Origin of the sequence: Novosphingobium sp. Fuku2-ISO-50, assembly GCF_001519055.1 — a bacterium.
Lineage (GTDB): Bacteria > Pseudomonadota > Alphaproteobacteria > Sphingomonadales > Sphingomonadaceae > Novosphingobium.
In genome coordinates this window covers 71,381-92,485 of sequence record NZ_KQ954299.1, presented here as the reverse complement: position 1 = coordinate 92,485, position 21,105 = coordinate 71,381, and the positions used below count along the sequence as shown (strand labels likewise).

Here is a 21,105-nt window from a genome sequence, read left to right as displayed (position 1 = left end):
CCCCGCTGAGTCAGGGATCTGCCGTTAAGCGCACGGTGGAATTAAGGCGCTTCGCCTTGAAACACTCCAGCAACGCCCGCAGGGCTTCTTGCTGCTGAAGCAGAGCATCAAGGCAAGCCGGAGCGCTATCGACGAAAGCCTCATGGTCGGGGTCGCTCATGTCGAGCACCCGAGAGACGGCTTGCAAGATCCGGAGCATCGCAGGCGCACGCGCCATGAGGCGCAGATTGGCCAGCGCCTCGTCATAACGGCGGGCTCCGGCCTGCCTGACCGTGCCGATGCAGGTGTAGCTGCCGGACACTGGATCAATTGCCGTGATCTCGGCAACCCAGTGGAACGGCCAGTTGGCGGTGGTGCGGCAAAGGCTGCCTTCGTGCCATTCGGCAAAGGTGGGCAATCGGGTCATAGGAATCTCCTGAAAACGCGCGATCAAGCGGCTTCGAGCCAAGGCTGATCAACAGGCTGATAGATAGGGGCAAAGTCGAGGCGGCAGGCGGTGGCCGCGAAAGTCGGCGCGATGCTGGCGAGCCAGTGACGGGCCGGGCCAGAGACATCGCTCCATTCGCAGCGGATGCGATAGTCACGGTCGATCCGCTCACAGATCCAGACGGCGGCTTGCCCGCCGAGGCAGGTCAGGCCGATGTCGGCATAGGGGTTGCGCAGTAGCACGCGATGCTCAGTTCTGCGCCAGCGGTGTATGGGATCGAAGGAGCGCATGTCTTGCCGGATTCCGCTGCGGACCGCTGCCACCAGATCGAGATAGGCGGGAAGCCAGTCAGCGGGCGGGATGCCATACATGGCGTGGCAGGCGGCCTGTGCGCCTTCAGGCCAGAATGGGACGACGGCCATGCCGCGCCTCATGCTGCCAGAGGCAATGGCGTCACCGCCGCCTTGTGCGCCGCGTGGATCCAGTCGGCAGCCGCCTGCGCTTGCGCGGCAGCGTTGAAGATCGCCTTGGGGTCGTGGCGCAACGCCCCCAGCCAACTTGCAAGGTAGGCGGCGTGGTCGGGCCGCGGCGTGTAGGCGAGGCCCAGATCGGCCATCAGGTAGCTGGCGCCGAGTTCAGCGACCAGCTCCTCGCGCGCGCGAATGCTGCGTTCCTTGTGATAGTCGCGCAGCGTCTCACGAGCTAACCTGTCCACATGTCCACTCGCGTGGGTGACCTCATGTGCGAGTGTGGACACAAGGTCGAGGTCATGGTCGAAAGCCGTGCGCTCGGGCATGAAGACCTTGTCGATGTCGGGGCGATAATAGGCGTCGTGCAGACCATATTCGACCGGGACGCCGAGCCCTTCGAGGAAAGCCAACGCATCGGCGACCGAGGTGCTGATGGGCGCGACTTCCTTCTCTGCGGCTTCTTCGGCGCCGTCCACCTGATCGCGGTTGAAGACGACGAAGCTGCGCGCGAAGAAGCGGGCGCGGCTGTCGCCATCACCGCCCACCTCCACGGCGCCATCACCGCGCTCGACCTTCTTCCAGAGGATGACATGGGTGCCGATCTCACCCTTGCGTACCTGGCCGCCATGGGCGCGCCATTGCTGATAGGTCGCCCAGATGCCCGAGGCATAGCCGCAGGCATCGGCGGTGGCCCAGAGGACAAGGCGATTGATGCCGGAATAGCGCCGACCAGCCACGCTGGTCGGGCGCATGACCGGCGCACCGGAATGGTGCCAGGGCATCCGCCATTCGCCCGCGCCGGATTCAATCGCGGCGACAAGCTGGGCGGTGACGGTGGCATAGATGTCGTGACGGGGCTTCATGGGATGATCTCCTCCTGATCCGAGCCTTGCTCGCGCGTTTGCATCCTCCTCCCGCTCTGGCGCGGAAGGAGGATCGGTCCGGTGGCTGTTCGAGATTGAGGGTCAGGCCGCTTGACTGAGCGGGCCATCGGCATCGTTCTGATTGGCGGCGTCGAGGGGCAGATCCTCAGGCGCATCAAGCTCAGAGTCAGGCGCGATACCGCCTTCGACCGGATCGCCCGCAACGCCACCAAAGCGCATCACATCGGGCACCCAGGCGAGCGCCTTGGCTTTGATCTCCGGCTCGATGATCGTGTCGCCCAAACAGAGGCGCGCGGCAGCCGTCGCCAGCTCGGTCTTCTTCGCCGCCGCATAGCGCAAGGCGATCTCGGGATCGAAATCGCCCAGAATGCTTAAGGTTTGCGCTTTCTTGATCCGGTCGAAGAAGTTTTCCGCACCCGGTCGCCAATGCTGGGCGATGTCGATGCCGATCTCGGCGCCAAGGCGGCTCTGGAAGGTGCAGGCGTGAGTGCCGCTGGCAAGGCTCGCCTTGAGGCTCTGACTGACGGCATAGGCGAGCCAGCCCGCCTTCACGCCATCGTCCAGCGACCGGAAGGCGAGGAAGGACGCGAAGCTGTCCTCCTCGCTGGCCCAGTCATTGGGCAGGCTTGCGCGCTGCTGTTCGCGTTCGGTCACCGCCGCGCTGGCCGGAATGCCGGTCAGGCCCGAAGGTTCATTGCGGTCTGTGATGCGGATGGTGCAGCCGGTGTCCGAATAGCCAAAATGCCCTGCATGGTCGCGGGCCAAGCTAAAAATCGCCAGATCGAGCGCCAGCGCCGGATCATGAGCGATGTGGAGCGCCAGAACGTCGCGGCGATCCTTGGCCATCTGCTCTTCGAGCGAGCGTGGGAGGCTGGCCGAAGGCGCGGGTTCGTCGCCCTCGATCTCGTCCCCGCCCAAGGGCTCACCCGATGCAGATGGACGCCGCGCGGGCTTGGCTGAGGTGTAATAGGTTTCCAGTAGGCGCGGCTGACCATCCTTGCCCAGAACGAGGAAGGTGCCGACGTTGGGCTTATCCTCTTCGGGGATCAGCAGGTCGGTGTCGCCGAGCCGATCATGTTCAGCATCGAGCGCGTTGTATTCCGCTTCCAGCGCCTCGACATCATCGCCTTCATCGGGCGCGTCGAGGATCTCGGTGATCTCGGTCATCCGGTCAGAGATTTCGTCCATGCGGGCCTGTGCTTCGGCGCTGGGCTCGGCGCGGCGCGGCCAATAGGCGTGGAGATCCTTGGTCTCGTCATAGGTGACGTGGGTCGCCAGCGTGGGCTTCACCCAGGCGAGCTTGGAGCCGAGCTCGGCCACTTCAGCCTCATGCGCCAGCTTCTTGGCGGCAAGGTCAATAGCAAGATCGCCATCGAGCCAGCGGCCTTCGCCCTCGGCGGCGAAAAGATCGCGCTCAATCCGGCCACCGCAGCCGACATATTCGGCCTCGCCCAGAAAGCGGGCGATGGGGTGATCGGACGAGAGGCTTTCCTCTGCGATCGCACGGCGGATCGCCTGCGGATTGTCGGCCTGCCAGCTCGTCGACAGGCGCTCCCACGCCGCCGCCTGTCGCTCGCGGTCGCCCGTCGAGCCATAGGCCATGGCGACATCCAGCGTGATTTCGCCAGCGGTGAGCGCCGCGAAGATCGGCTCGGCCAGATCAGCGAGACGCAGGCGGCCCTGAACATGGCGGACCGTGACGCCAAAGCGACGCGCCACGGCTTCGGCATCGGCGCCGCCATCGACGATGTCGCGATAGGCTCGCGCCTCGTCCGCTGGCGTCATGGCTTCGCGGATCAGGTTTTCCGCAAGGCTGATCTCGCGCGCGGCGGCGTCCTCGTTCTCGCCGAGGCGCACATCGATCGCGTAATCCTTCTGCAGCACGCCGCGTTCGATCAGCAGACCGATCGCGCGCCAGCGGCGGCCACCGGCGTGAACATCGTAGAGGGTCTTTTTGCCTGCCGATGGGCTGACGATCAGCGGCTGCAACAGGCCGTGTTCGGCGATGCTGGCGGCCAGTGCCTCAAGGCCCGCATCGCCATTGGCCTTGCGGACGTTGCTCTCGGAAAGGCGCAGCTTGGCGTGCGTCAGGGTGGTGGACTGCATGATAGGGTCTCCCGCGCTTGGGTCGAGAGGCCCGGATCATGGAGACACTTTCGCCTCCAGGGGGCCTCGCCCCCATGGCTTTCCCCTTTTCTCCAATCCAAGATTGACGCGACATTTCCATCGACAGGAGGCGCCAGATGCTTGAAGCAACCAATCATGACTCAGTGGCGACCACAATTTGAAGCAGCGCTTGAAAAGCTGGCCGAGATCAGTTCGGCTATGGACGAATTGGATCTGAAGCCGCCGATCCTTGTCGGCGGAGGTGCGGTCGAACTCTATACCCAAGGCGCGGTGAACACTGGTGACTTTGATCTGGTCTCTACGCAACAGACCGCGCTCGAGACCATCATGATGAAACATGGCTTCATAAGGCCCAGTGGTCCGGGCGTTTCCACGCGGGGCTGGATTCATCCCGATCTCAAATTGGGCTTCGAGGTCGTCGGCAGCCGATTGCTTGATGGCTATGCCGATACAAGCCTTCTCCAGATGATCGAAGTTGAAGCTCACGGCACAGTGGCCGTGATTTCCGTTGAGGATCTGATTGCCGACCGAATGGGCCAATACGCTTCTGGCGCGGCCCGGGACATGCTCGGACAGGCCAAAGCGTTATTCACTCTTTCTGAAGGCCTTGATCTCCATTATATGGATCGACGAATTCGCGAAGAAACGGCGCAGACCTATGGCGTTCAAGACCTTGAAGACGACGCGTGAGGCCATCAGTCTCTCCACGCTTGGCAAGCGCATAGCCGAGCGCCGTCTTGTCGTGGGCGCCGTCGATGTTCCCCGCAATGAGGGCAAGCGGCGCACGCTATCTAAGCAAGCCCTACTTGATGAGATTGCCAAGGCGGGCGGCCAGTGGTGACCAGCCACCGACCGTTTTGATACCTACTAAGCCGCCAACGTCTCCACGATTTCCCGAGCGCTATTCACCGGCATGAACAGCCGGGTCTGATAGGCGATGATCTCGGTGAAACAGCCCTTGGCCTTCCAGGAAGGCAGAGCGCGCGGATCAAAGCCGATGACCTCAAGCCGCTGCTCGCCATTCACGCGGGAGCGCTTGAGGCTGGTGCCGGACAAGGCATCGATGGGTACGACCTTGCCGCCCAGCGCCGCATCGACCAATTGCTCGGGCGAGAGCGCGATGCGATCGCCAATGCCCAGCTTGTCGAGCAGCATGTTGACCGCTTCGGCGGGCACAATGCGCCCCAGCAAGGATCGGCCATCCTGGATAACGAGGCGGCGAACCTGCGCCTCATCCCCCAGTAGGTTCCAGATCGGCAGCAGACGGCCCGTCGCAAGGTAGAAGCGCTCGGTATAGGGCTTGGTGGCCAGATCATCGGCCTCGACCTGCCAGGCCTGCTCGAAAGCCTCGCGGTCACAATCGTCCCAATGGCTCTCGGCAAGTTCGTCGGCGGTGAGCCAGCTTCGCCCGCCGGGGCGATGCAGCGTGAAGCTGGCGACCGGCGTGCCATCATCCATCAGGCGCGTGCGGTCGGGCATCAACAGCGCCACGCGCGAAGAGCGGCCATTGCGCAGTAGTCGATTTTTGGGGCCAACGCGTTTCACGATCTCGGCGAGCGGGGTGAACTTGGGCGCCCACTGGGCTTCAAGGGTCAGAAGCTGCGTCGATGCGCCATTGGCATCCTCGCGCAAGATCCGCTCCTCGATGATGGTCAACTTGTCGGCCACCAGCGTCTCGACGCCGGCATCGAAAGTGCCCGCCTTGCGCGCAGCATCGATGCGCGCTTCGACCAACCCCAAGAATTCATCGAAGACCGCGTTCTGGAGCGCGATGGGTAGCGCCAGAATGCGGTTGAGCCAGCGCTGGATGGGCGGAAGGTTGTCGGTTAGGCAGCCTTCCTGCTCAAGCTGGAGGCCGGTACGCTCGCAGAAATCGGCAAAGGTGGTGCTGGTGAGCTTGCCTTGATGCAGCAAGTGATACCAGCGCGTCAGCGCCTCGCGGGCGTAATCGCTCTCGAGATTGTCGGCAGGATCGAACAGGTTCTGCCCACCCGTCTGCCGCTGGCCGCGCGTCAGCGCGCCAAGCGCATCGAGGCGGCGGGCAATGGTCGAGATGAAACGCCGCTCGCCGCGGCAATCGGTGGTGACGGGACGAAACACCGGCGCCGATGCCTGATGGGTGCGGTTGGTGCGGCCAAGCCCCTGGATGGCGCGGTCCGCGCGCCAACCCGGCTCTAGCAGAAAGTGCATGCGACGCTGCTGGTTCTTGACGTCGAGGCTGGCGTGGTAGGAGCGTCCAGTGCCGCCAGCATCCGAGAATACGAGGATCCGCTTGGCCCCGCCCATGAAGGCATTGGCATCGGCCAGCGACTGGTTGGCGGTGCGCGATTCAAGCCGCTGACTGCCGTCGGGCAAGGTTACCAGGCGGCGCATGCGGCCGGTGATCTCGGCCACCGCATCTGTGCCGAAGCGCGAAATGATGGCATCGAGCGCGGGGACGATCGGCGGCAGCGCGCCGAGCAATTCCAGTGTCTCAGCCTTGATCCGCAAGGCCTCCTGCGAATGCACCGGATTGCCCGCCTCATCGATCATCGGGCGCGAGCGTTCATTGCCGTCCTCGTCCCAGTAGCTTTCCATGGCACGGGTCGGGAAGGCATTGTCGAGATAATCCGCCACGATCTCGCGGGGCGAAAGATCAAGTTGGATCTCGGCGCGGTCCTCAGCCGAGAGATCGGCCAAGCGCCGATCGAGCAAGGCCTCGGCGGTCGAAACCAGTTGAATGACGACGCTGTGCTCGGTGGCCAGTGCCTCCTCGATGGCGGGGAGCAGCGAGGGCAGCTTCATCGACAGCAGGAGTTGGCCGAAGAAGCGCTGCTTCGAACTTTCAAAGCGTGAGCGGGCCGCCGACAACGCCTGGCCATTGAGGGTCTTGCCCTCGAGCGGATCGGTGACGCCCGATGCGCCCAGCGCGGCCTCAAGGTTGCGGTGGATGATTGCCCAAGCATCGGCATAAGCATCGAAATCCGCGATTTGGCGCGGGGTCAGCGCGTGTTCGAGGATGTCGTACTCGACGCCAGCGTAGGAAAGCGCACGCGCCGTGTAGACGCCCATCGCCTTCAATTCGCGCGCGACCAGTTCCATCGCGGCGATGCCGCCCTCGCGGATACGGGCAATGAAGGAGGTACGATCCGGGAAGGCGGTCCCTTCACCCCACAGGCCAAGCCGGACAGCATAGGCAAGATTGTTCACGTCCGAGGCCCCAGTGGCCGAGGCATAGATCACCCGGGCGCGCGGCAGACGGTTCTGCAATTCGACGCCAGCGATCCCTTGCTGCGAGCCTTTGGTTACGCCGAATCGTCCTTCACCGCCAGCGACGCCGCCCATGGCGTGCGCCTCGTCGAATAGGATCACGCCGTCGAAATCCGAGGTGAGCCACTCCAGTAATTGCTGGAGGCGGGTCTTCTCGCCGGTTCCGCTGCGCAGCGTGGAATAGGAGGCGAAGAGAATGCCATCAGCTTGCCGGATCTTAACCTCGGGTTTGATCTTGGAGAGAGGCTGGATGTCGAGGGCGATGCCGCCCAGCGCCTGCCAGTCGCGGCGGGCATCCTCGATCAAGGCGTTGCTTTCGCTGATCCAGAGATGGCGGCGGCTGCCTCGCAGCCATTGATCCATCAGGATCGAGGCGAGTTGGCGGCCTTTGCCCGCCCCGGTGCCATCACCAAGGAAGAAGCCACGCCGGTAGCTGGCACCGTCGGCATCTGGCACCAGTTCAAGCCCGCGTTCCGGCACCCGATAGCGGCCAGTAAGATCGGATGAGGTCGCATCGAGCGCATGGACCAGCGTTTCAAGCTGGGCGCGGCTCAGCACGCGATCACGGATCACCTTGGCGGGAAGCTGGGGGACATAGCTGGGCGCCGGGAGCGCGACTGAGGCCATAGCCGCCGATTCCACCAGTTGAGTCGGGTGATCCGCCGCGTCGTCAAAGACCAGGCGTTGCGGCCGATAGGCGACATAGACGCCGATGGCCTGCTCGGCATCGGCGATGGTGTCGCGGACAGTGTAGGCCAGAGGAATGGCGCCGTTGGCATCGCTGCGGGCCATCGCAGTGGCCAGTCTCGAGGTGGCTGACCGAAATCCGCCAAGCAGGGGCGAGGTGGATTTGGAATGCTGCGCCGGAGGCGCGACCACAAGCGGCAACTCGGCCGAGACGCGACGGCGTGCAGGAACCTTGGACAGGAAGGGAATCAGGTCTGCGAGGGTCGATCGGTTGATGACGGTAGTGTTGATTGCACCAGCACATTTGTCGATCACCAGCAGGCGAACTGGAATCGAAGTACTTTGTTTGGCGAATGCTCCTTCAAGTCGCGCATGGAAGGTCACGCTCGCGCCCTGTAGTGCGCGCTGGAACAGTTCTGCGCGGCGGCCATTGGGCTGGAAACCATCCGGCATGATGGCGACCAAACGGCCATCGGGCTTCAGAGCGCCCAACGCTGCCGCCAAATGGCGGGCAGCCGTGGTGGGATCTTCGAGGCCAGCGGCGTTGCGGGCAAAGGGCGGGTTCATCAGCGCGACGCTGGGGCGCTGCGTTAGATGGGCGCCAATGCGCGCAGCATCAAAGCCGGTCACCTGCCCGGTGGGGATTTGGTGGCGCAGTATCTCTTGGCGAATAGGATCGATCTCGTTGAGTTGGAGGCTGGTGGCATGTCTGGCCCAGATCGCCAGCATTCCGGTGCCTGCACTGGGTTCGAGCACGAGGTCGTCTGGCTGGATGTCGGCAAGATGTGCCGCCAACCAGGCCAGCCCAAGCGGCGTCGAAAAGTGTTGATGCTCGATCTGCTCCTCGCTGCGGACCGTTTGGGTTGGCAGGCGGGCTTCGAGATCATAGAGAAAGGCGAGTGTCTGCTGGACAGAGGACGGAATCGATTGCTCGATCAGCCATTGGACAACGGCTATTTCAAGCATCTGGAAGCTGTCGCGCTGGGACCATGCTCCTGAGGCCGAGGTGTAGCCGGTCACTGCCTGCATCGCCGAATTTAGCATCTTGCGGGTAAAGTTTTGGCAAGTATCCAGATGGGGCGCTAAACAGAGCGAGGCTTCGATAAGTTGGCCTACATATGCTGCGGGCTGCTCTGGGCTGCGATACATGGAAGATCCTTTCGGGTTCGGGGAACTCGAAAGCCTTTCCTCCCGCTCTCACTTTGACGTCTAACGCCCCAAGAGCCATTGCTCGAGACACTAAATGCCATTCTTGTAAGCCGACGTTCGTTTAGTGTAGCCCACCAAGGCTAATCAGCCGATTAGACGGACGGTTCTCAGTCATAGCAGGATAACTGGCAGCAATGGCTTCATGCACCAGAGAAGGCAACTCGGCGGCCAAAGGACGTTCAATATTCTGAAATTGCGGTTGAACAAGCAGGGATTGCGGATCATTTTGCATGCGCTGCTTTGAACCGGCACAATTATGGTTAAGATGACGAAATGAAGTTCATACACTCCGCCGACTGGCAACTTGGCAAGCCCTATGGCCGCTTCGATCCCGATGTTCGCGGGGCGCTGACGGAGGCGCGCTTCGACGCGGTCGACGCGCTTGGCCGGGCGGCCGCCGAGCATGGCGCGCAGCATGTTATAGTCGCCGGCGACATCTTCGATACCGAGGGTCCGGAAGATCGCACGATTGTGCAGGCGATCTCACGCATGGACAGGTATGCCTGTCGTTGGTGGCTACTTCCAGGAAACCACGACTTTGCGCGCAACGGCGGCCTCTGGGATCGCGTCCGGCAACGGGCCGGTGAAAAGATTGTCATTGTCTCGGAACCCGAACCGCGGGAGGTCGAGGAGGGCGTCTGGCTGCTCCCTGCTCCGCTCATCCACCGGCACAACCTCGAGGATCCGACAGCTCTCTTCGATGTGATGGAGACCCCAGGTGCGCGACTGCGCATCGGCGTCGCACACGGCTCGATCCGGGACTTTGGGTCGCGCGGAGAGACCAAAAACCAGATCGCCCCCGATCGCACAAAGCTATCGAAGCTCGACTATCTTGCACTTGGCGACTGGCACGGCACCCTGAAGGTCGACGCCCGGACGTGGTATTCCGGAACGCCGGAAACGGACCGCTTTCAGCGCGATGACCCGGGTCAAGCCCTCGTCGTCGATCTTCAGCCCGACCTTGCTCCGACAGTGGTACCAATTCGGACGGGTCGCTTCCAGTGGCTCACTCGCGATTGGATGGTCAATGACAAAAACTCTTTCGATGCCGAATGCGAGCAACTCCTGACCGGCATCGACGCCCCGAACACGCTTCTGCAACTGAACTTGGCCGGCATCACCAGCCTCAGCGACCGGGTCGCGATGCTCGGCCGGCTCGAAAACGACATTGGTCACCGATTGCGGCACCTAACTGTGCGGGCGGAAGATCTTGTCGGTCGCCCTCGCGAGGAAGACCTCGCAGCGCTCGCCGTCGAAGGGATGCTCGGTACTGCCGCGGCTAAGCTCAATGCGAAGATCGAGGCAGCAGGACAGGACTGTTCCGTGGCAAAGCGGGCGCTCGAACGACTATTCGTCGAGTACAGCCGAGAGGAGCAAGCATGAGCCTCGTCATCCGGCAGATCGCGCTCGACGGCTTTCGAAAATTCAGGACGCCCTTCGCGATCGAGAATCTCACGGACGGATTGAACATCGTCATCGAGCCGAACGAAACCGGCAAATCGACGTTGCTCGAGGCGCTGCGCGCCGCCTTCTTTGTTCGCCATAACACGCGAAATCAGCTTGCCCAGTCCTTTGCGCCCTACGGCGAGGCGGTGGGTCCCGAGATCAAGGTGACGTTCGACGTCGACGGAGCTCCTTGGTCGCTCACGAAGCGCTTCCTCAGGGGCCCCTCTCTTGAGATTTCAGGTCCCCAGGGCCGGGCCCAAGGCGACGACGCGGAGGCACGGCTTAATACCCTGTTCGGTTCGGTCCGTGATACCAGTCGCGGGGGCGATGTTTCGACATATGGGGCGTTGGGGCTGCTGTGGGTCGCACAGACTGAGGCACTCGCCGTTTCGGGGCCCGGACAGATCGTTCGTGACACGATCGCTTCTACCCTCGAAGCTGAAGTCGGTTCGATCATGGGTGGAGAGGCGTATCGGCGCGTACGTCAACGGATTGACGCGCAATATGAGCTGTACTGGTCTCCCACCGGCCAGAAGCGCGGGCGGCAGAATGACGCGCGGGATCGGGCTGACGCTGCGGCAGATGCTGCACGCGAGGCAAATGAACGTCTCGCCGCATTGGAGAAAAGTTTCTCCGACCTTGATGCAGCGCGCGGGCGGCTCAAGATCATCCAGCGGGAAATCGCGGACGAGACCGATGCGCAGGATCGCAAGGAACTGGTCGACTCTCTCGATATCGCTAGGGCGGCAGCGCAGATCCTTTCTACGCGAAGGGCCGAGCGGGAGGCAGCCGTTGCGAAGCTGAAGGGTTTGGAGGATCTGAAATCTCGCCACGGCGCGGCGGCGATCTCGCGCGATAACGCGACGACCGCAGTGGAGACAGCCCGCGCTAAGCGTGCCGAACTCCGGGACGCTCTCGCGATCGGCAAGGCCAAGGTCACTACGGCACGCGAGGACCTTGAGGCGGCACGCAATGAGCGTCAAGACGCCCGAGCAGCGCTTTTAGCGGGTGAAGAAGCTGTCCGCGTCAGCCGTCGCCAGTCCGCGATCGCCGCCGCCCGCCGTCGTCATAATGAGTTGCTTAAGCTCGAGCAGTTGCATGCCGAGGCAAAGACGCGCGCCGCAACCGCCATTTCGGCCAAGACGATCGAAGCGCTTGAGGCGAACGATCGTTCGGTGAATCAGGCGCAAGCCGTCTTGGACGCAGGTGCTACCCGCTTGACGCTATCTGGTGCCATCAAGGGGGTGATGATTGATGGTGAGCCGATGCCCGCTGGCGAGCGCATCATTACCCGTGCCGCTCGCATCGTGATCGGAGGGGCAACGTTGACCGTTAGCCCGCCGGCTGCGGCGGCCAGTGTCGAAGAGACCCTTACTGCGGCTATTCACAAACAGAAGGCCGCGCTCGACGAGCTCCAAGTCGCCGACCTTGCGGCTGCTCGATCTCGCAACGAGGCGGCTCGCGATGCCGCCGCCGAACTACGTACGCTTGCTGCACGGATCGAGGCGGCCACACCCGCCGACGATACGCTGCAGATCGCAGCCGGTGCTGATTCGCTGAAGCTGTTTATCGTAAAGCTCGAGCCCGAAAAAACCGAGGCGGAAGTGGCGCTCCCCGATCTGAGCGCACTTGCCGTCGCCGTTGAGGCGGCCGACAAGAGGCTAGCGCGGGCTGAGGGGGCACAGGACAGTACGATCGCAGCGCTGCGACGTGCCGAAGAAGCTGATGCACCGCTTGCACAGGCCGAAGCGGGCGCTGTGAGTGACCTCGCCAACGCAGTTGCCCTCCTCAAGGAGATTGAGGCTCGCCCGGAATGGGCGACTCTTGATGCGGATCTAGACCGAGCAAGAGAGATGGCAGCCCAAGTGGCCGTCCGCCTAGAGGAGGCCGAGCGAAACGCATCGGCGCATGATGTCGGCGCGATCAATCGCAAGATCGAAGTCATCGACGCGCGCGTCAGGGTAGCCGCTGAAACACGGACCAGACTGGAAACTGAGATCGCCCGGTTCGAGGGGACGATCGAGAGCGAAGGCGGGCTCGGCCTGGCCGATCGCGCCTCAGCGGCGCAAGAGGAAGTTGAAGCGGCGAATGCCGCACTTCAGCGGGTAACGGAGGAAGCAGACACGCTGAAGCTGCTCCGCGACACGCTGGAAAGCGCGAGAAACGAGACCGCCGCGAAGTTCGTCGGCCCGGTTGCGAAGCGCGCGAAGCGGTATATCTCACAACTGCTGCCGGACTGCGACCTTACCTTCGCCGAGGATCTATCGCTCGCGAGCGTCAGCCGGACTGGCGTTGACGAAAGCTGCGCTAACCTCTCCCGCGGCACGCAGGAGCAACTCGCCGTCCTCACCCGCATTGCCTTTGCTGACCTGCTACTTGAGCAAGGGAAACCCGTGTCGCTCATCCTGGACGATCCGCTGGTTTATTCCGACGATGGCCGCCTCGATACGATGATCGAGATCCTAACAGAGGCATCAACGCGGATGCAGATCATCTTGCTTACTTGCCGTGATCGCGCCTTCCGCCACGTGCCCGGAAACAGGATACTCCTCCGTGCCGTCGCTTAGGCAATACCCGCCGCCGAGCGGGACCGCTTTTTATCGGCAATGTCGGAGCGACAGCTAAGTGCAATCCGCGCGCCGCAAGCCTGTTTAAGTCAGATCAACATGCGAAGTCGAGATTGAATCCATGCTCATCGAAAAGATCCAAGTACAGGGATTCCGGCTCTTGGAAGACGTCGAGCTGCTGCTCGAACCGACAGCGACCGTCATAGTCGGCCGGAACAACAGCGGCAAAACGTCGCTCACGGAGATCTTTGATCGCCTCGCCGGCGAGCATGGCCCCAAGTTCAGGTTTGAAGATTTCTCGGCCGGTACGCGCGGTAAGTTTCTCGAAGCGAAGGCGAAGCGTGAAGCTGGCGGCAACCCGGAGGAAGTTCTCGCTCTGCTCCCGGCGATCGCGGTCACGCTTACGGTCAAATATGATCCCGACACCGGCGAGCTCGGCCCCCTTGCACCCTTCGTGATCGACCTTGATCCCGATTGTTCGACCGCCATAGCGCGGATCGAATATGCCGCATCGTTAGCCTCGCTCGCGGCCTTGTTCGAGGTTCAGGGAACTGAGGCAGAGGACGGCAGTGACGGCATCGCGCATTTTTACCGCCAGCTGCGTGACACCTTGCCTCGTGCGTATCGCACCAGTGTGACGGCGATCGACCCCACGGACCCGGCCAATGTCCGCATTCTCGATGGGACCGGGGCGCTGTCCGCGCTCTTGCAGTGTGGCTTTGTGCGTGCGCAACGAACGCTCGACAGCAGCAAGCCGAGTGACACCGCCGTTATCGGACGGCTCCTGGGTACGCTCTTCCAGACCGCCAGCTCGATGACGGCCGCGGAAACCGACCAGGCCCTTGCAGCGGCCCTGAAGACCTCGGTCAGCCAGATCGAACAGACGATCCAGAACGACTTCGACACGATGGTGAAGGACCTGCTGCCGGCATTGAGCGCGTTCGGCTTTCCGGGTCTCAACGATGCCGAGCTCAGGCCTGAAACGTCGCTCAACGTTGAAACGCTCCTTTCGGATCACACTAAGATCTTTTACACTGGTCAGGACGGCGTTCATCTACCCGAGGGCTATAACGGTCTCGGCACCCGTAACCTGATCTACATGCTGTTGCAGCTCGAGACCTTCCACAAGGCGTACCGCGCTCGCTCGATTCGGCCCGGCACGCATCTAGTTTTCATAGAAGAGCCTGAGGCCCACCTGCATCCGCAGATGCAAGAGGTGCTGATCGCACAGCTGAACGCTGCCGTCGCGGCACTCTCCGCCAAATATGTAGGCGAGCCAGCTTGGCAGGTTCAGTTCGTTATCTCGACGCACTCGCCGCACGTCGCGAACGCCGCTTCGTTCGAGGCTGTTCGCTATTTTCTGACTGCGCCCCAGGATGCAGCTGGAGCGCGCCGCACGAAAGTCAAGGATTTCCGTAAAGGCAGCGTCGCGATCCCGCAGGAGGATCGCGAGTTCCTCCATCAGTACATGACCCTGACTCAATGCGATTTGTATTTCGCGGACAAGGCCATTCTGGTCGAGGGAACAACCGAGCGCCTCCTGATGCCACGCATCGTTCGGCTCGTGGATGAAGGTCTCGCGCCCGAAAGGAAGCTGGCACGTCAATATATCACCACGATCGAGGTCGGTGGTGCCTATGCTCATATTTTCTACCCGCTCCTCGATTTCCTCGAACTGAAGAGCCTGATCATCACCGACATCGATGCGGTCCGGATCGACAAGACCAAGGAAAAGGCGCGCGCGGTCAAATGTCCTTGCGCCGAGGGTGAGCACAGCTCGAACGCCGCGATCCGAAACTGGTTCTCGGTCCCCAAGGGGCAGCAGATCAGCATCGAGGCGCTTGGCGCCAAGACGGCGGAAGACAAGCTCTCCCGCTATCGCTCAATCGCCTACCAAGTGCCGGAAGATGGCTCGAGCTGGTGCGGACGTAGCTATGAGGATGCCTTGATCCTCGCCAATCCTGAGCGGTTTAGCCTGCCTGAGGAAGGTGACCGCGGACTGTTCGCATGGGAGATGGCACAAGGCCTCAGCAAATCGGAGACGGCCCTGCGGTTCGCTATCCAGGAAGCGGAATGGTTGGTTCCCAAATACATCAGACAGGGTCTGACCTGGCTATCTGAGCCGCCCCCGCCTCCGGAATTACCACAGGCGAGTGCTGGGGTCGGCGAAGGCGCTCCGCTGATCGGGTCAAGCTTGGACGATAGTCTGGCTGCACCTGAAAGCTCAGCGCAGCAGTACGATCTATGACGAACCCGGCGATCGAGGCTGCCAAACAAGCGCAGCAACGAGTCGACGCGTGCCTGGACGAAGGCCGTAACTTTCGGCTGGAAGCAGGTGCCGGCGCCGGTAAAACCTATTCGCTGGTCGAGGCACTGAAGAAGCTCATCAACGAGCGCGGCCGCGAGCTGCAGCGAGATGGCAAGAAAGTCGCCTGCATTACCTATACTGAGGTGGCGCGGGAGGAAATCGCGCAGGAGATCGAGCAGCATCCTGCAATCCTAGTCCAGACGATCCATGCGTTCTGCTGGGGTTTCATGTCCAAGTTCCAAAAGGATCTGCGGGCGCTGGTCGCGGCACTCGAAGACAAGCAGGACAAAATCGCGGAGGCAGGCGGGGTCTCTGATCAGATCGTGGAGTATCAGTTTGGCTTCTTCGGGATCGACGAGAGGCGCATCACCCTCCATCACGACGACGTCCCACGATTCATGGCGCAACTGCTGGGCAAGCCGAAATTCCGGGCGCTGTTTGCCGCCACATACCCCGTCATTTTCGTCGACGAATATCAGGACACGGACCCGCATTTCATGGCGGCGCTGGCAGAGAATTTCCTTGCCACGGGCACCGGTCCCAGGATCGGCCTCTTCGGAGACCATTGGCAGACGATCTACCGTAGCGACTATGGTCTTGCGGCCTTTCCTTCGCTGGAGTCGATCGACAAGGGCTCGAACTTTCGGTCGGTACCCGCCGTAGTCAACGTGCTGAACGCGTTGCGCCCCACGCTAAAGCAAGCCGTCAAAGATCCCGACGCTGTAGGCGAGGCGCGCTTCTTCCACGCGAACTCTTACACGGGCGAGCGGACCAACAGTTCAGCATCCAAAAACGACACACCGCCCGAGGTTAGCCGGGACTTCATGGCAAAGCTGCTGGATCGGCTCAAACAAGACGGGTGGGATCTGTCGTCGGAGAAGACCAAGATCCTTATGCTGACGCATAACGCGATCGCCGCCGAGCGCGGCTACCCGACGATCGCCAAGGCTTATCGCTACAACGACTCTTTCGCGAAGAAGGAGGATCCGCTCATCGCCTTCCTTGTCGAGACGGTTGAGCCGATGTGCCTCGCGTTCACCGAAAAGCGCTTTGGCGATATGTTCAGGATTCTAGGGACGCGGCCGGAACTCAGATCACACGAGGAGAAGGTAACGTGGGCGACCAACATGGCGGCGTTGGCCGACGCACGAAGCAACGGGAGCATAGGCGACGTCGTCGACCTTCTTAAGAAAACACGCCGCCCTCAGCTGCCGGACCGAGTTGCGAAGCGCGAGCAGGATCTTGCCGCGGCCAAAGACGAGGCGGACTTGCCTCGATCGCTCCTAGAACATCGGCTCGTTCGAGAGGCACCTTATCAGGAACTTGTGCAACTCGCGGAGTTCATCGAAGGCCAAACGCCGTTCGCGACGCAGCATAGCGTCAAGGGCGCCGAGTTCGACAATGTCATCGTCGTGCTTGGTGGCGGGTGGAACCATTATAACTGGCCCCAGCTACTCGAGCTGCTGACGACAGGCGCTATCACCGCGAAGAATGAGAAAGGCTATTATCGAGCAAGGAATCTATTCTACGTGTCTATCTCTAGGCCAAAGAAAAGGTTAGCTGTTCTAGCGACGCAAACCATGTCGTCGGTAGCTTTGCAAGCCGTGAACAATCTATTCGGTCAAGAAAAAGTTATCGAGCTTAATCTTTGAATTTAAGAGAATTTTCCGAGGACTGTCTAAATTTGGCTGACATCGAGTGCAGTGGATGGCTTGAACGGCGGCTGGCCTTCTTTTGGGGGCCAAAAGGAGACGTTCTGGATCGCGCTATTCATCCTTGTAGATCACTCGCCCACCGGGCTTTGCCCATATTTGCGCAAGACGTCATCGAATGCCTCAGCCATCAGTTCCTGAAGGCTGAGACCGTGTTTGCGGGCGCAAACATGCATGGCTAGCGACATCTCGGGTGAGAAGTAGGCAGCGATCGCCTTGCGACCGGCACGACTGTTCGATCTAGACGGATTGCTAACAGATGCTGTTGCGGCGACGCCCTGTTCATGACTGGGCGCGGCAGACTGGGGTTCCGGTTTGGGTTTGACTTTGGGCTTGTCGGCAAGATTGGCAAATCGGCTCATCTGCTCAAACTCCCTCAAGTGTGGTTGTGGACATGTTCACCTGTGAGATGGTCCACTTGTGAAGTGCGGTGATTTCGGTCGTGGCCTTTCCCTCGGGATCAAACTCGATGACCGAGGCACCCGCAGCACTGGCATGGCGATAGACGGCACGGTCGGGCAGGATGTTCGGGCAAGGATCGATCCCGAAGCCCTGCACCAGTTCAACCGCCTCCTCGTACATGCGTGGCGCATGTGTTGGGCCAGCGGTGAATACGACATAGGCAGGCTTGTCGAACAGGCGAACGAGGCTGACCGTGGTCTTGATCGCTGCGAGATCGAAGGCACTGGGCCGGCAGGGGATCAGAACTAAATCGGCTACCTCAACCGCCCTGCTGGCTGCACTGTCGGCATGGGGCGGCGTGTCGATCACGATGAAGGTCGCGCCTTGGACCTTGGCCGCATCAACTTTGGACTGAATGCGCGGCGGTGCGCTGTCGATCACTTCCGGCGCCTTGTCCGCGCGCCAAGCGCCCCATTGGCTGGCAGTAGCCTGCGGATCGGTGTCGATGATGAGCGCGATGTCACCCTTAGCTTCGGCAGCGGCGGCTAGATTGACCGACAGGGTGGTCTTACCCGAGCCGCCCTTCTGACTGACGATGGCTATAATAGTCATGGTGATTTCCTTGCCCGTTCACATGTGGTGATGTGAGCTTGTGAGAATGTGGACCTTTGGACGCGTGAGATGCTGGACAGCTTCAACCATCTGGTACGATGCGCCGCTCCATGCTGGCCATAAGCCTCGCGGTGAGATGGGCCAGAGGCCCAGCTTGCGGCTCGATCAACTGCTCAGGCGCTGGGGCTTGTGGCCGGGCCTCTTGGGCATTGCGCTCAGTGGCTCGAAACAGTCCTGTTAGATTTACCCCTGCCGAGCCTGCCCGCCGCACCATCCCCGCCAGACAGCGCGCCGGTGAGCCTACCCGATAGCGATGGCCCGGCGGCAATTCGGCATTCCGGTCGATCAGCAACACGCTGAGCGCCGCTCGTTCCCGCCCGAATTGCTGGCAAGCCCGGCCCCAAGTGCTCTGGGCAATCCCAAGCCGCCCACAACTGCGCCACGACGCTTCGACGAGGTTGGGCCAGGTCGGCCCGCCCAGCGCCTCGACGATGCCGCGATAGCTCTCGGTGGCCACAAGCAGCGCGGTCTCGGGCCTGATGCGCTCCAGTGGATCGCTGGGTCGCGCGGTACGCCTTCGTGATGAGTTTTTGTCCTGTATATTGGGTGAGCAGTTTTCTTCCGGCGCGTCGGAAGTTTTCAGTGCACGGGGCTCGTGTTCTGGCCCAGATTCGATGGCGGCGAGCATGGCGGACAAGGCCTCGCGGATGGCGATCAGGCGATCGATGCTGTTGATCCGCGCCGTGCGGCCATCAGGCAGGATGGTCTCCGCCCGCTCGCGCAGATCATCGTCACCAGCGTCGCGGATGCGTTGGCCCAACTGGCGGATCTCTGCGCGGCATTGCTGGATCGCGCGGGCTTGCAGTTCCAGCGCTTCGAGCTTGGCCTTCATCTCGGCAAAACGCTCGACCAGCGGGGCCAGGTTGATGCCCGCTGCCCAGACCACGATCCCGTCCTGCCGGTCGCCAGCGCGCTCGCCATTGATCCCGGCGTTGCGGATAATAAAGCCAGCCTGCTCAAGCTCGCGCTCGGCTGAATTGATTGAGCGCGGCGTTAGCCCCAAGGCCTCAGCAAAGCGGTAGGCTTGGGTCCAGACAGCGCAGATCCGGCCAGACAGATAATCGCCGTCCATGGTTTTGAGGACATAGTGCCGGACTAGCGCCACCGCCGTGGACGACAGGCCAAAGCCGGGCCGCGCCACCTGCTCGAACAGGCGCAGCAGGTCGAACCTGCTCATGCCCGCGGGAAGCCCCCTATGGGCAAGGGTAGTGCTCATGGGAGCCTCCTTTGCCAATTTTGCCGTATGACTGCTTCAGGGAAGGGGGCTGAATAAGGGGGTAGCCGCCACCACGGCCGCGCATAAGGATGCGGCGAACAAGTTCTGGCTCGACCAGCGAGCGGAGGAAAAATCTTGACGCAAAGCGGCTGATCGGCGACCAGAGTGAAGCCCAAGAAATGGCAAGTATTGACCGAAAATTCGGTTTACAGGCCAAGGGTAAGTGATTGATAGCAAAAGCGGGGTTAGGGTAGCGGTTTACAGAAAAATGTAATGATTTCAGTCTGACATCAGAAATCATAATCCGCGTGTCGGGGGTTCGAGTCCCTCCTCCGCTACCAGTCAACCCTTTCATAGGGTTGATTTTATTGAATAAATACTTGGATTTACCCCGGTAGCACCACGAATGTTCCCACATCTTTCCTAAGATCAGGTGGCATGATTCGGGATACGGTGGGACATTCGGCGCTCTCGCTTGGCGATAGGTCGGTATTCTATTCCAGACGAATGGCTGCATTTCGTGCTTGCGCTTGAGCAGCCTCCCATGTCGGTCGAACTGGATGTTAGTTGCGTCCAGTCTGCGCAGCCCTTTGCGGCTTGCGATATACCTTTCTGTCTCCCAATAATCCTTTCACCGTCATCGCGGTGAATCGGGGGGGGAATATGAAGGTTTTTATCAGTTGGAGCGGAGAACGAAGCAAGGCGCTTGCGGTCGCGCTCAAGGAATGGATTCCTCTCATTCTTCAATATGCAAAACCGTGGGTTTCTGAAAAAGATATATCAGCGGGGGAACGTTGGGCGCAGGCCATCTCCGGGGAGCTAGAGTCTTCTAACTTCGGAATACTGTGTATTACGCCTGAAAATATCAGTTCGGAGTGGATTTTATTTGAGGCGGGTGCGCTCTCAAAATCCATGCTCGATGCCAAGGTAGTCCCTTTACTTTTTGGTCTGGAATTGAGTGATCTTAGCGGTCCTTTGTCTCAGTTTCAGGCGCTTAAAGTAGATCAGCAAGGCATCATGGACGTCATTAAAGCTATTAACGCGGTATCAGAGGCCAAGGCATCCGAAGCTACAATTAATCAACTTGTCCCAGCATTGTGGTCTCAATTGCAACAGAAAATTGATGATATACCTGGAAAGGCTCCTGCTGGTAAGCATATGCGGCCACAGGGTGAAATTCTCGAAGAATTGGTGTCACAAGTCAGAGGTTTAGGGTCGCGCATGCGTGATCTTGATCCAGATTTTGTAGATCGCGACCTCAAATATCCAAGTCGACTGTATCGCGATCTTGATCCTCGCATGATTGACGAACTCATGCATGGAACGATCGAATCACGCGATGGTGATTTTTCCCTGCTGATTTTGGCTGGTTTAGTGAGGGATACGATGCCTTGGCTGGCGGAGGTGCTGATTGAATCTTATCGAGAGCTAAAAAGCGCCAGCCCAAAGGAGGCAAGGGAAATTGCCCATCGTCTCATACGATTGGCTGAGCAAACCTCGCGAGGACGATTTGGTGAGCGGTTGATGGGACGAAGCAAGGCTGGCCATATGCTGATGATGGAACTGCCCATGTTCATCGACCGCGCAGTCTCGTCCCGGATGGATTTCCGCGCAAAAGTTGGGGAAATGAGTCCGGAAAGCTCCACTGATAGCAATTGACTGAATTTGGATCGGAAGGCCCCAGAACGCGCCCGACGGCGTACCTCTCCGTCGGGCGCGCCGTCGATGA

15 protein-coding genes are annotated in these 21,105 nt (G+C 61.0%); 7 read left to right on the top strand and 8 right to left on the bottom strand.

What is annotated here, in order from left to right; translation table 11 throughout:
- Nucleotides 1-10 precede the first annotated feature (10 nt).
- The 4 genes from AQZ50_RS16450 to AQZ50_RS16435 form a co-directional block, all read right to left on the bottom strand.
- On the bottom strand, nucleotides 11-406 hold the full coding sequence (locus AQZ50_RS16450) for a hypothetical protein (protein WP_067747874.1): 396 nt from the start codon (nucleotides 404-406) through the stop codon (nucleotides 11-13).
- Nucleotides 407-429: 23 nt separating this feature from the next.
- A complete protein-coding gene (locus AQZ50_RS16445) occupies nucleotides 430-849 on the bottom strand; it encodes a hypothetical protein (protein ID WP_067747872.1) in 420 nt (139 codons plus the stop codon).
- Nucleotides 850-857: 8 nt separating this feature from the next.
- A complete protein-coding gene (locus tag AQZ50_RS16440; protein ID WP_067747870.1) occupies nucleotides 858-1,760 on the bottom strand; it encodes an ArdC family protein in 903 nt (300 codons plus the stop codon).
- Between the two features lie 102 nt (nucleotides 1,761-1,862).
- Nucleotides 1,863-3,887 carry a ParB/RepB/Spo0J family partition protein gene (locus AQZ50_RS16435; RefSeq protein WP_067747868.1) on the bottom strand — a complete coding sequence of 675 codons (2,025 nt, stop codon included), beginning with the start codon at nucleotides 3,885-3,887 and terminating at the stop codon, nucleotides 1,863-1,865.
- A 156-nt stretch (nucleotides 3,888-4,043) separates the two neighbouring features.
- Between AQZ50_RS16435 and AQZ50_RS16430 the strand changes: the two genes are divergently transcribed.
- Both AQZ50_RS16430 and AQZ50_RS16425 read left to right on the top strand, forming a co-directional pair.
- Complete coding sequence (locus AQZ50_RS16430) at nucleotides 4,044-4,598, top strand: hypothetical protein (protein WP_067747904.1); 555 nt, start codon at nucleotides 4,044-4,046, stop codon at nucleotides 4,596-4,598.
- Nucleotides 4,567-4,749 (top strand): hypothetical protein, encoded by a 183-nt coding sequence (locus AQZ50_RS16425; RefSeq protein WP_067747866.1) that lies wholly within the window; start codon nucleotides 4,567-4,569, stop codon nucleotides 4,747-4,749. Before AQZ50_RS16430 ends, AQZ50_RS16425 begins: the two co-directional genes overlap by 32 nt.
- A 26-nt stretch (nucleotides 4,750-4,775) precedes the next feature.
- On the opposite strand, the gene AQZ50_RS16420 is transcribed toward AQZ50_RS16425, so the two are convergent.
- On the bottom strand, nucleotides 4,776-8,993 hold the full coding sequence (locus AQZ50_RS16420) for a strawberry notch family protein (protein WP_082703735.1): 4,218 nt from the start codon (nucleotides 8,991-8,993) through the stop codon (nucleotides 4,776-4,778).
- 333 nt (nucleotides 8,994-9,326) lie between these two features.
- Between AQZ50_RS16420 and AQZ50_RS16415 the strand changes: the two genes are divergently transcribed.
- From AQZ50_RS16415 to AQZ50_RS16400, 4 genes are all read left to right on the top strand, one after another.
- Nucleotides 9,327-10,436, top strand: coding sequence for a metallophosphoesterase family protein (locus AQZ50_RS16415; protein WP_067747862.1), 1,110 nt, complete (start codon nucleotides 9,327-9,329; stop codon nucleotides 10,434-10,436).
- Nucleotides 10,433-13,066 (top strand): AAA family ATPase, encoded by a 2,634-nt coding sequence (locus AQZ50_RS16410; protein WP_067747860.1) that lies wholly within the window; start codon nucleotides 10,433-10,435, stop codon nucleotides 13,064-13,066. Before AQZ50_RS16415 ends, AQZ50_RS16410 begins: the two co-directional genes overlap by 4 nt.
- Nucleotides 13,067-13,187: 121 nt before the next feature.
- Nucleotides 13,188-15,314 (top strand): AAA family ATPase, encoded by a 2,127-nt coding sequence (locus AQZ50_RS16405; protein ID WP_082703734.1) that lies wholly within the window; start codon nucleotides 13,188-13,190, stop codon nucleotides 15,312-15,314.
- Entirely contained in the window at nucleotides 15,311-17,026 is a 1,716-nt protein-coding gene (locus AQZ50_RS16400; RefSeq protein ID WP_067747858.1) for a UvrD-helicase domain-containing protein, read from the top strand. Before AQZ50_RS16405 ends, AQZ50_RS16400 begins: the two co-directional genes overlap by 4 nt.
- 131 nt (nucleotides 17,027-17,157) lie before the next feature.
- Here the strand turns inward: AQZ50_RS16400 and AQZ50_RS16395 are convergent, their stop codons facing one another.
- From AQZ50_RS16395 to AQZ50_RS16385, 3 genes are all read right to left on the bottom strand, one after another.
- Nucleotides 17,158-17,448 carry a ribbon-helix-helix domain-containing protein gene (locus AQZ50_RS16395; protein WP_067747902.1) on the bottom strand — a complete coding sequence of 97 codons (291 nt, stop codon included), beginning with the start codon at nucleotides 17,446-17,448 and terminating at the stop codon, nucleotides 17,158-17,160.
- Between the two features lie 4 nt (nucleotides 17,449-17,452).
- On the bottom strand, nucleotides 17,453-18,100 hold the full coding sequence (gene parA / locus AQZ50_RS16390; protein WP_067747856.1) for a ParA family partition ATPase: 648 nt from the start codon (nucleotides 18,098-18,100) through the stop codon (nucleotides 17,453-17,455).
- Nucleotides 18,101-18,182: 82 nt separating this feature from the next.
- Complete coding sequence (locus tag AQZ50_RS16385) at nucleotides 18,183-19,376, bottom strand: helix-turn-helix domain-containing protein (protein WP_067747855.1); 1,194 nt, start codon at nucleotides 19,374-19,376, stop codon at nucleotides 18,183-18,185.
- A gap of 663 nt (nucleotides 19,377-20,039) precedes the next feature.
- On the opposite strand from AQZ50_RS16385, the gene AQZ50_RS16380 reads away from it, so the two are divergent.
- A complete protein-coding gene (locus AQZ50_RS16380) occupies nucleotides 20,040-21,035 on the top strand; it encodes a toll/interleukin-1 receptor domain-containing protein (protein ID WP_067747853.1) in 996 nt (331 codons plus the stop codon).
- Nucleotides 21,036-21,105 lie beyond the last annotated feature (70 nt).

Bases quoted from the DNA above. Each gene is read 5' to 3' on its own strand.
- AQZ50_RS16450 (WP_067747874.1), bottom strand. From the start codon at position 406: ATGACCCGATTGCCCACCTTTGCCGAATGGCACGAAGGCAGCCTTTGC.
- AQZ50_RS16445 (WP_067747872.1), bottom strand. From the start codon at position 849: ATGGCCGTCGTCCCATTCTGGCCTGAAGGCGCACAGGCCGCCTGCCAC.
- AQZ50_RS16440 (WP_067747870.1), bottom strand. From the start codon at position 1,760: ATGAAGCCCCGTCACGACATCTATGCCACCGTCACCGCCCAGCTTGTC.
- AQZ50_RS16435 (WP_067747868.1), bottom strand. From the start codon at position 3,887: ATGCAGTCCACCACCCTGACGCACGCCAAGCTGCGCCTTTCCGAGAGC.
- AQZ50_RS16430 (WP_067747904.1), top strand. From the start codon at position 4,044: ATGACTCAGTGGCGACCACAATTTGAAGCAGCGCTTGAAAAGCTGGCC.
- AQZ50_RS16425 (WP_067747866.1), top strand. From the start codon at position 4,567: ATGGCGTTCAAGACCTTGAAGACGACGCGTGAGGCCATCAGTCTCTCC.
- AQZ50_RS16420 (WP_082703735.1), bottom strand. From the start codon at position 8,993: ATGTATCGCAGCCCAGAGCAGCCCGCAGCATATGTAGGCCAACTTATC.
- AQZ50_RS16415 (WP_067747862.1), top strand. From the start codon at position 9,327: ATGAAGTTCATACACTCCGCCGACTGGCAACTTGGCAAGCCCTATGGC.
- AQZ50_RS16410 (WP_067747860.1), top strand. From the start codon at position 10,433: ATGAGCCTCGTCATCCGGCAGATCGCGCTCGACGGCTTTCGAAAATTC.
- AQZ50_RS16405 (WP_082703734.1), top strand. From the start codon at position 13,188: ATGCTCATCGAAAAGATCCAAGTACAGGGATTCCGGCTCTTGGAAGAC.
- AQZ50_RS16400 (WP_067747858.1), top strand. From the start codon at position 15,311: ATGACGAACCCGGCGATCGAGGCTGCCAAACAAGCGCAGCAACGAGTC.
- AQZ50_RS16395 (WP_067747902.1), bottom strand. From the start codon at position 17,448: ATGAGCCGATTTGCCAATCTTGCCGACAAGCCCAAAGTCAAACCCAAA.
- parA (WP_067747856.1), bottom strand. From the start codon at position 18,100: ATGACTATTATAGCCATCGTCAGTCAGAAGGGCGGCTCGGGTAAGACC.
- AQZ50_RS16385 (WP_067747855.1), bottom strand. From the start codon at position 19,376: ATGAGCACTACCCTTGCCCATAGGGGGCTTCCCGCGGGCATGAGCAGG.
- AQZ50_RS16380 (WP_067747853.1), top strand. From the start codon at position 20,040: ATGAAGGTTTTTATCAGTTGGAGCGGAGAACGAAGCAAGGCGCTTGCG.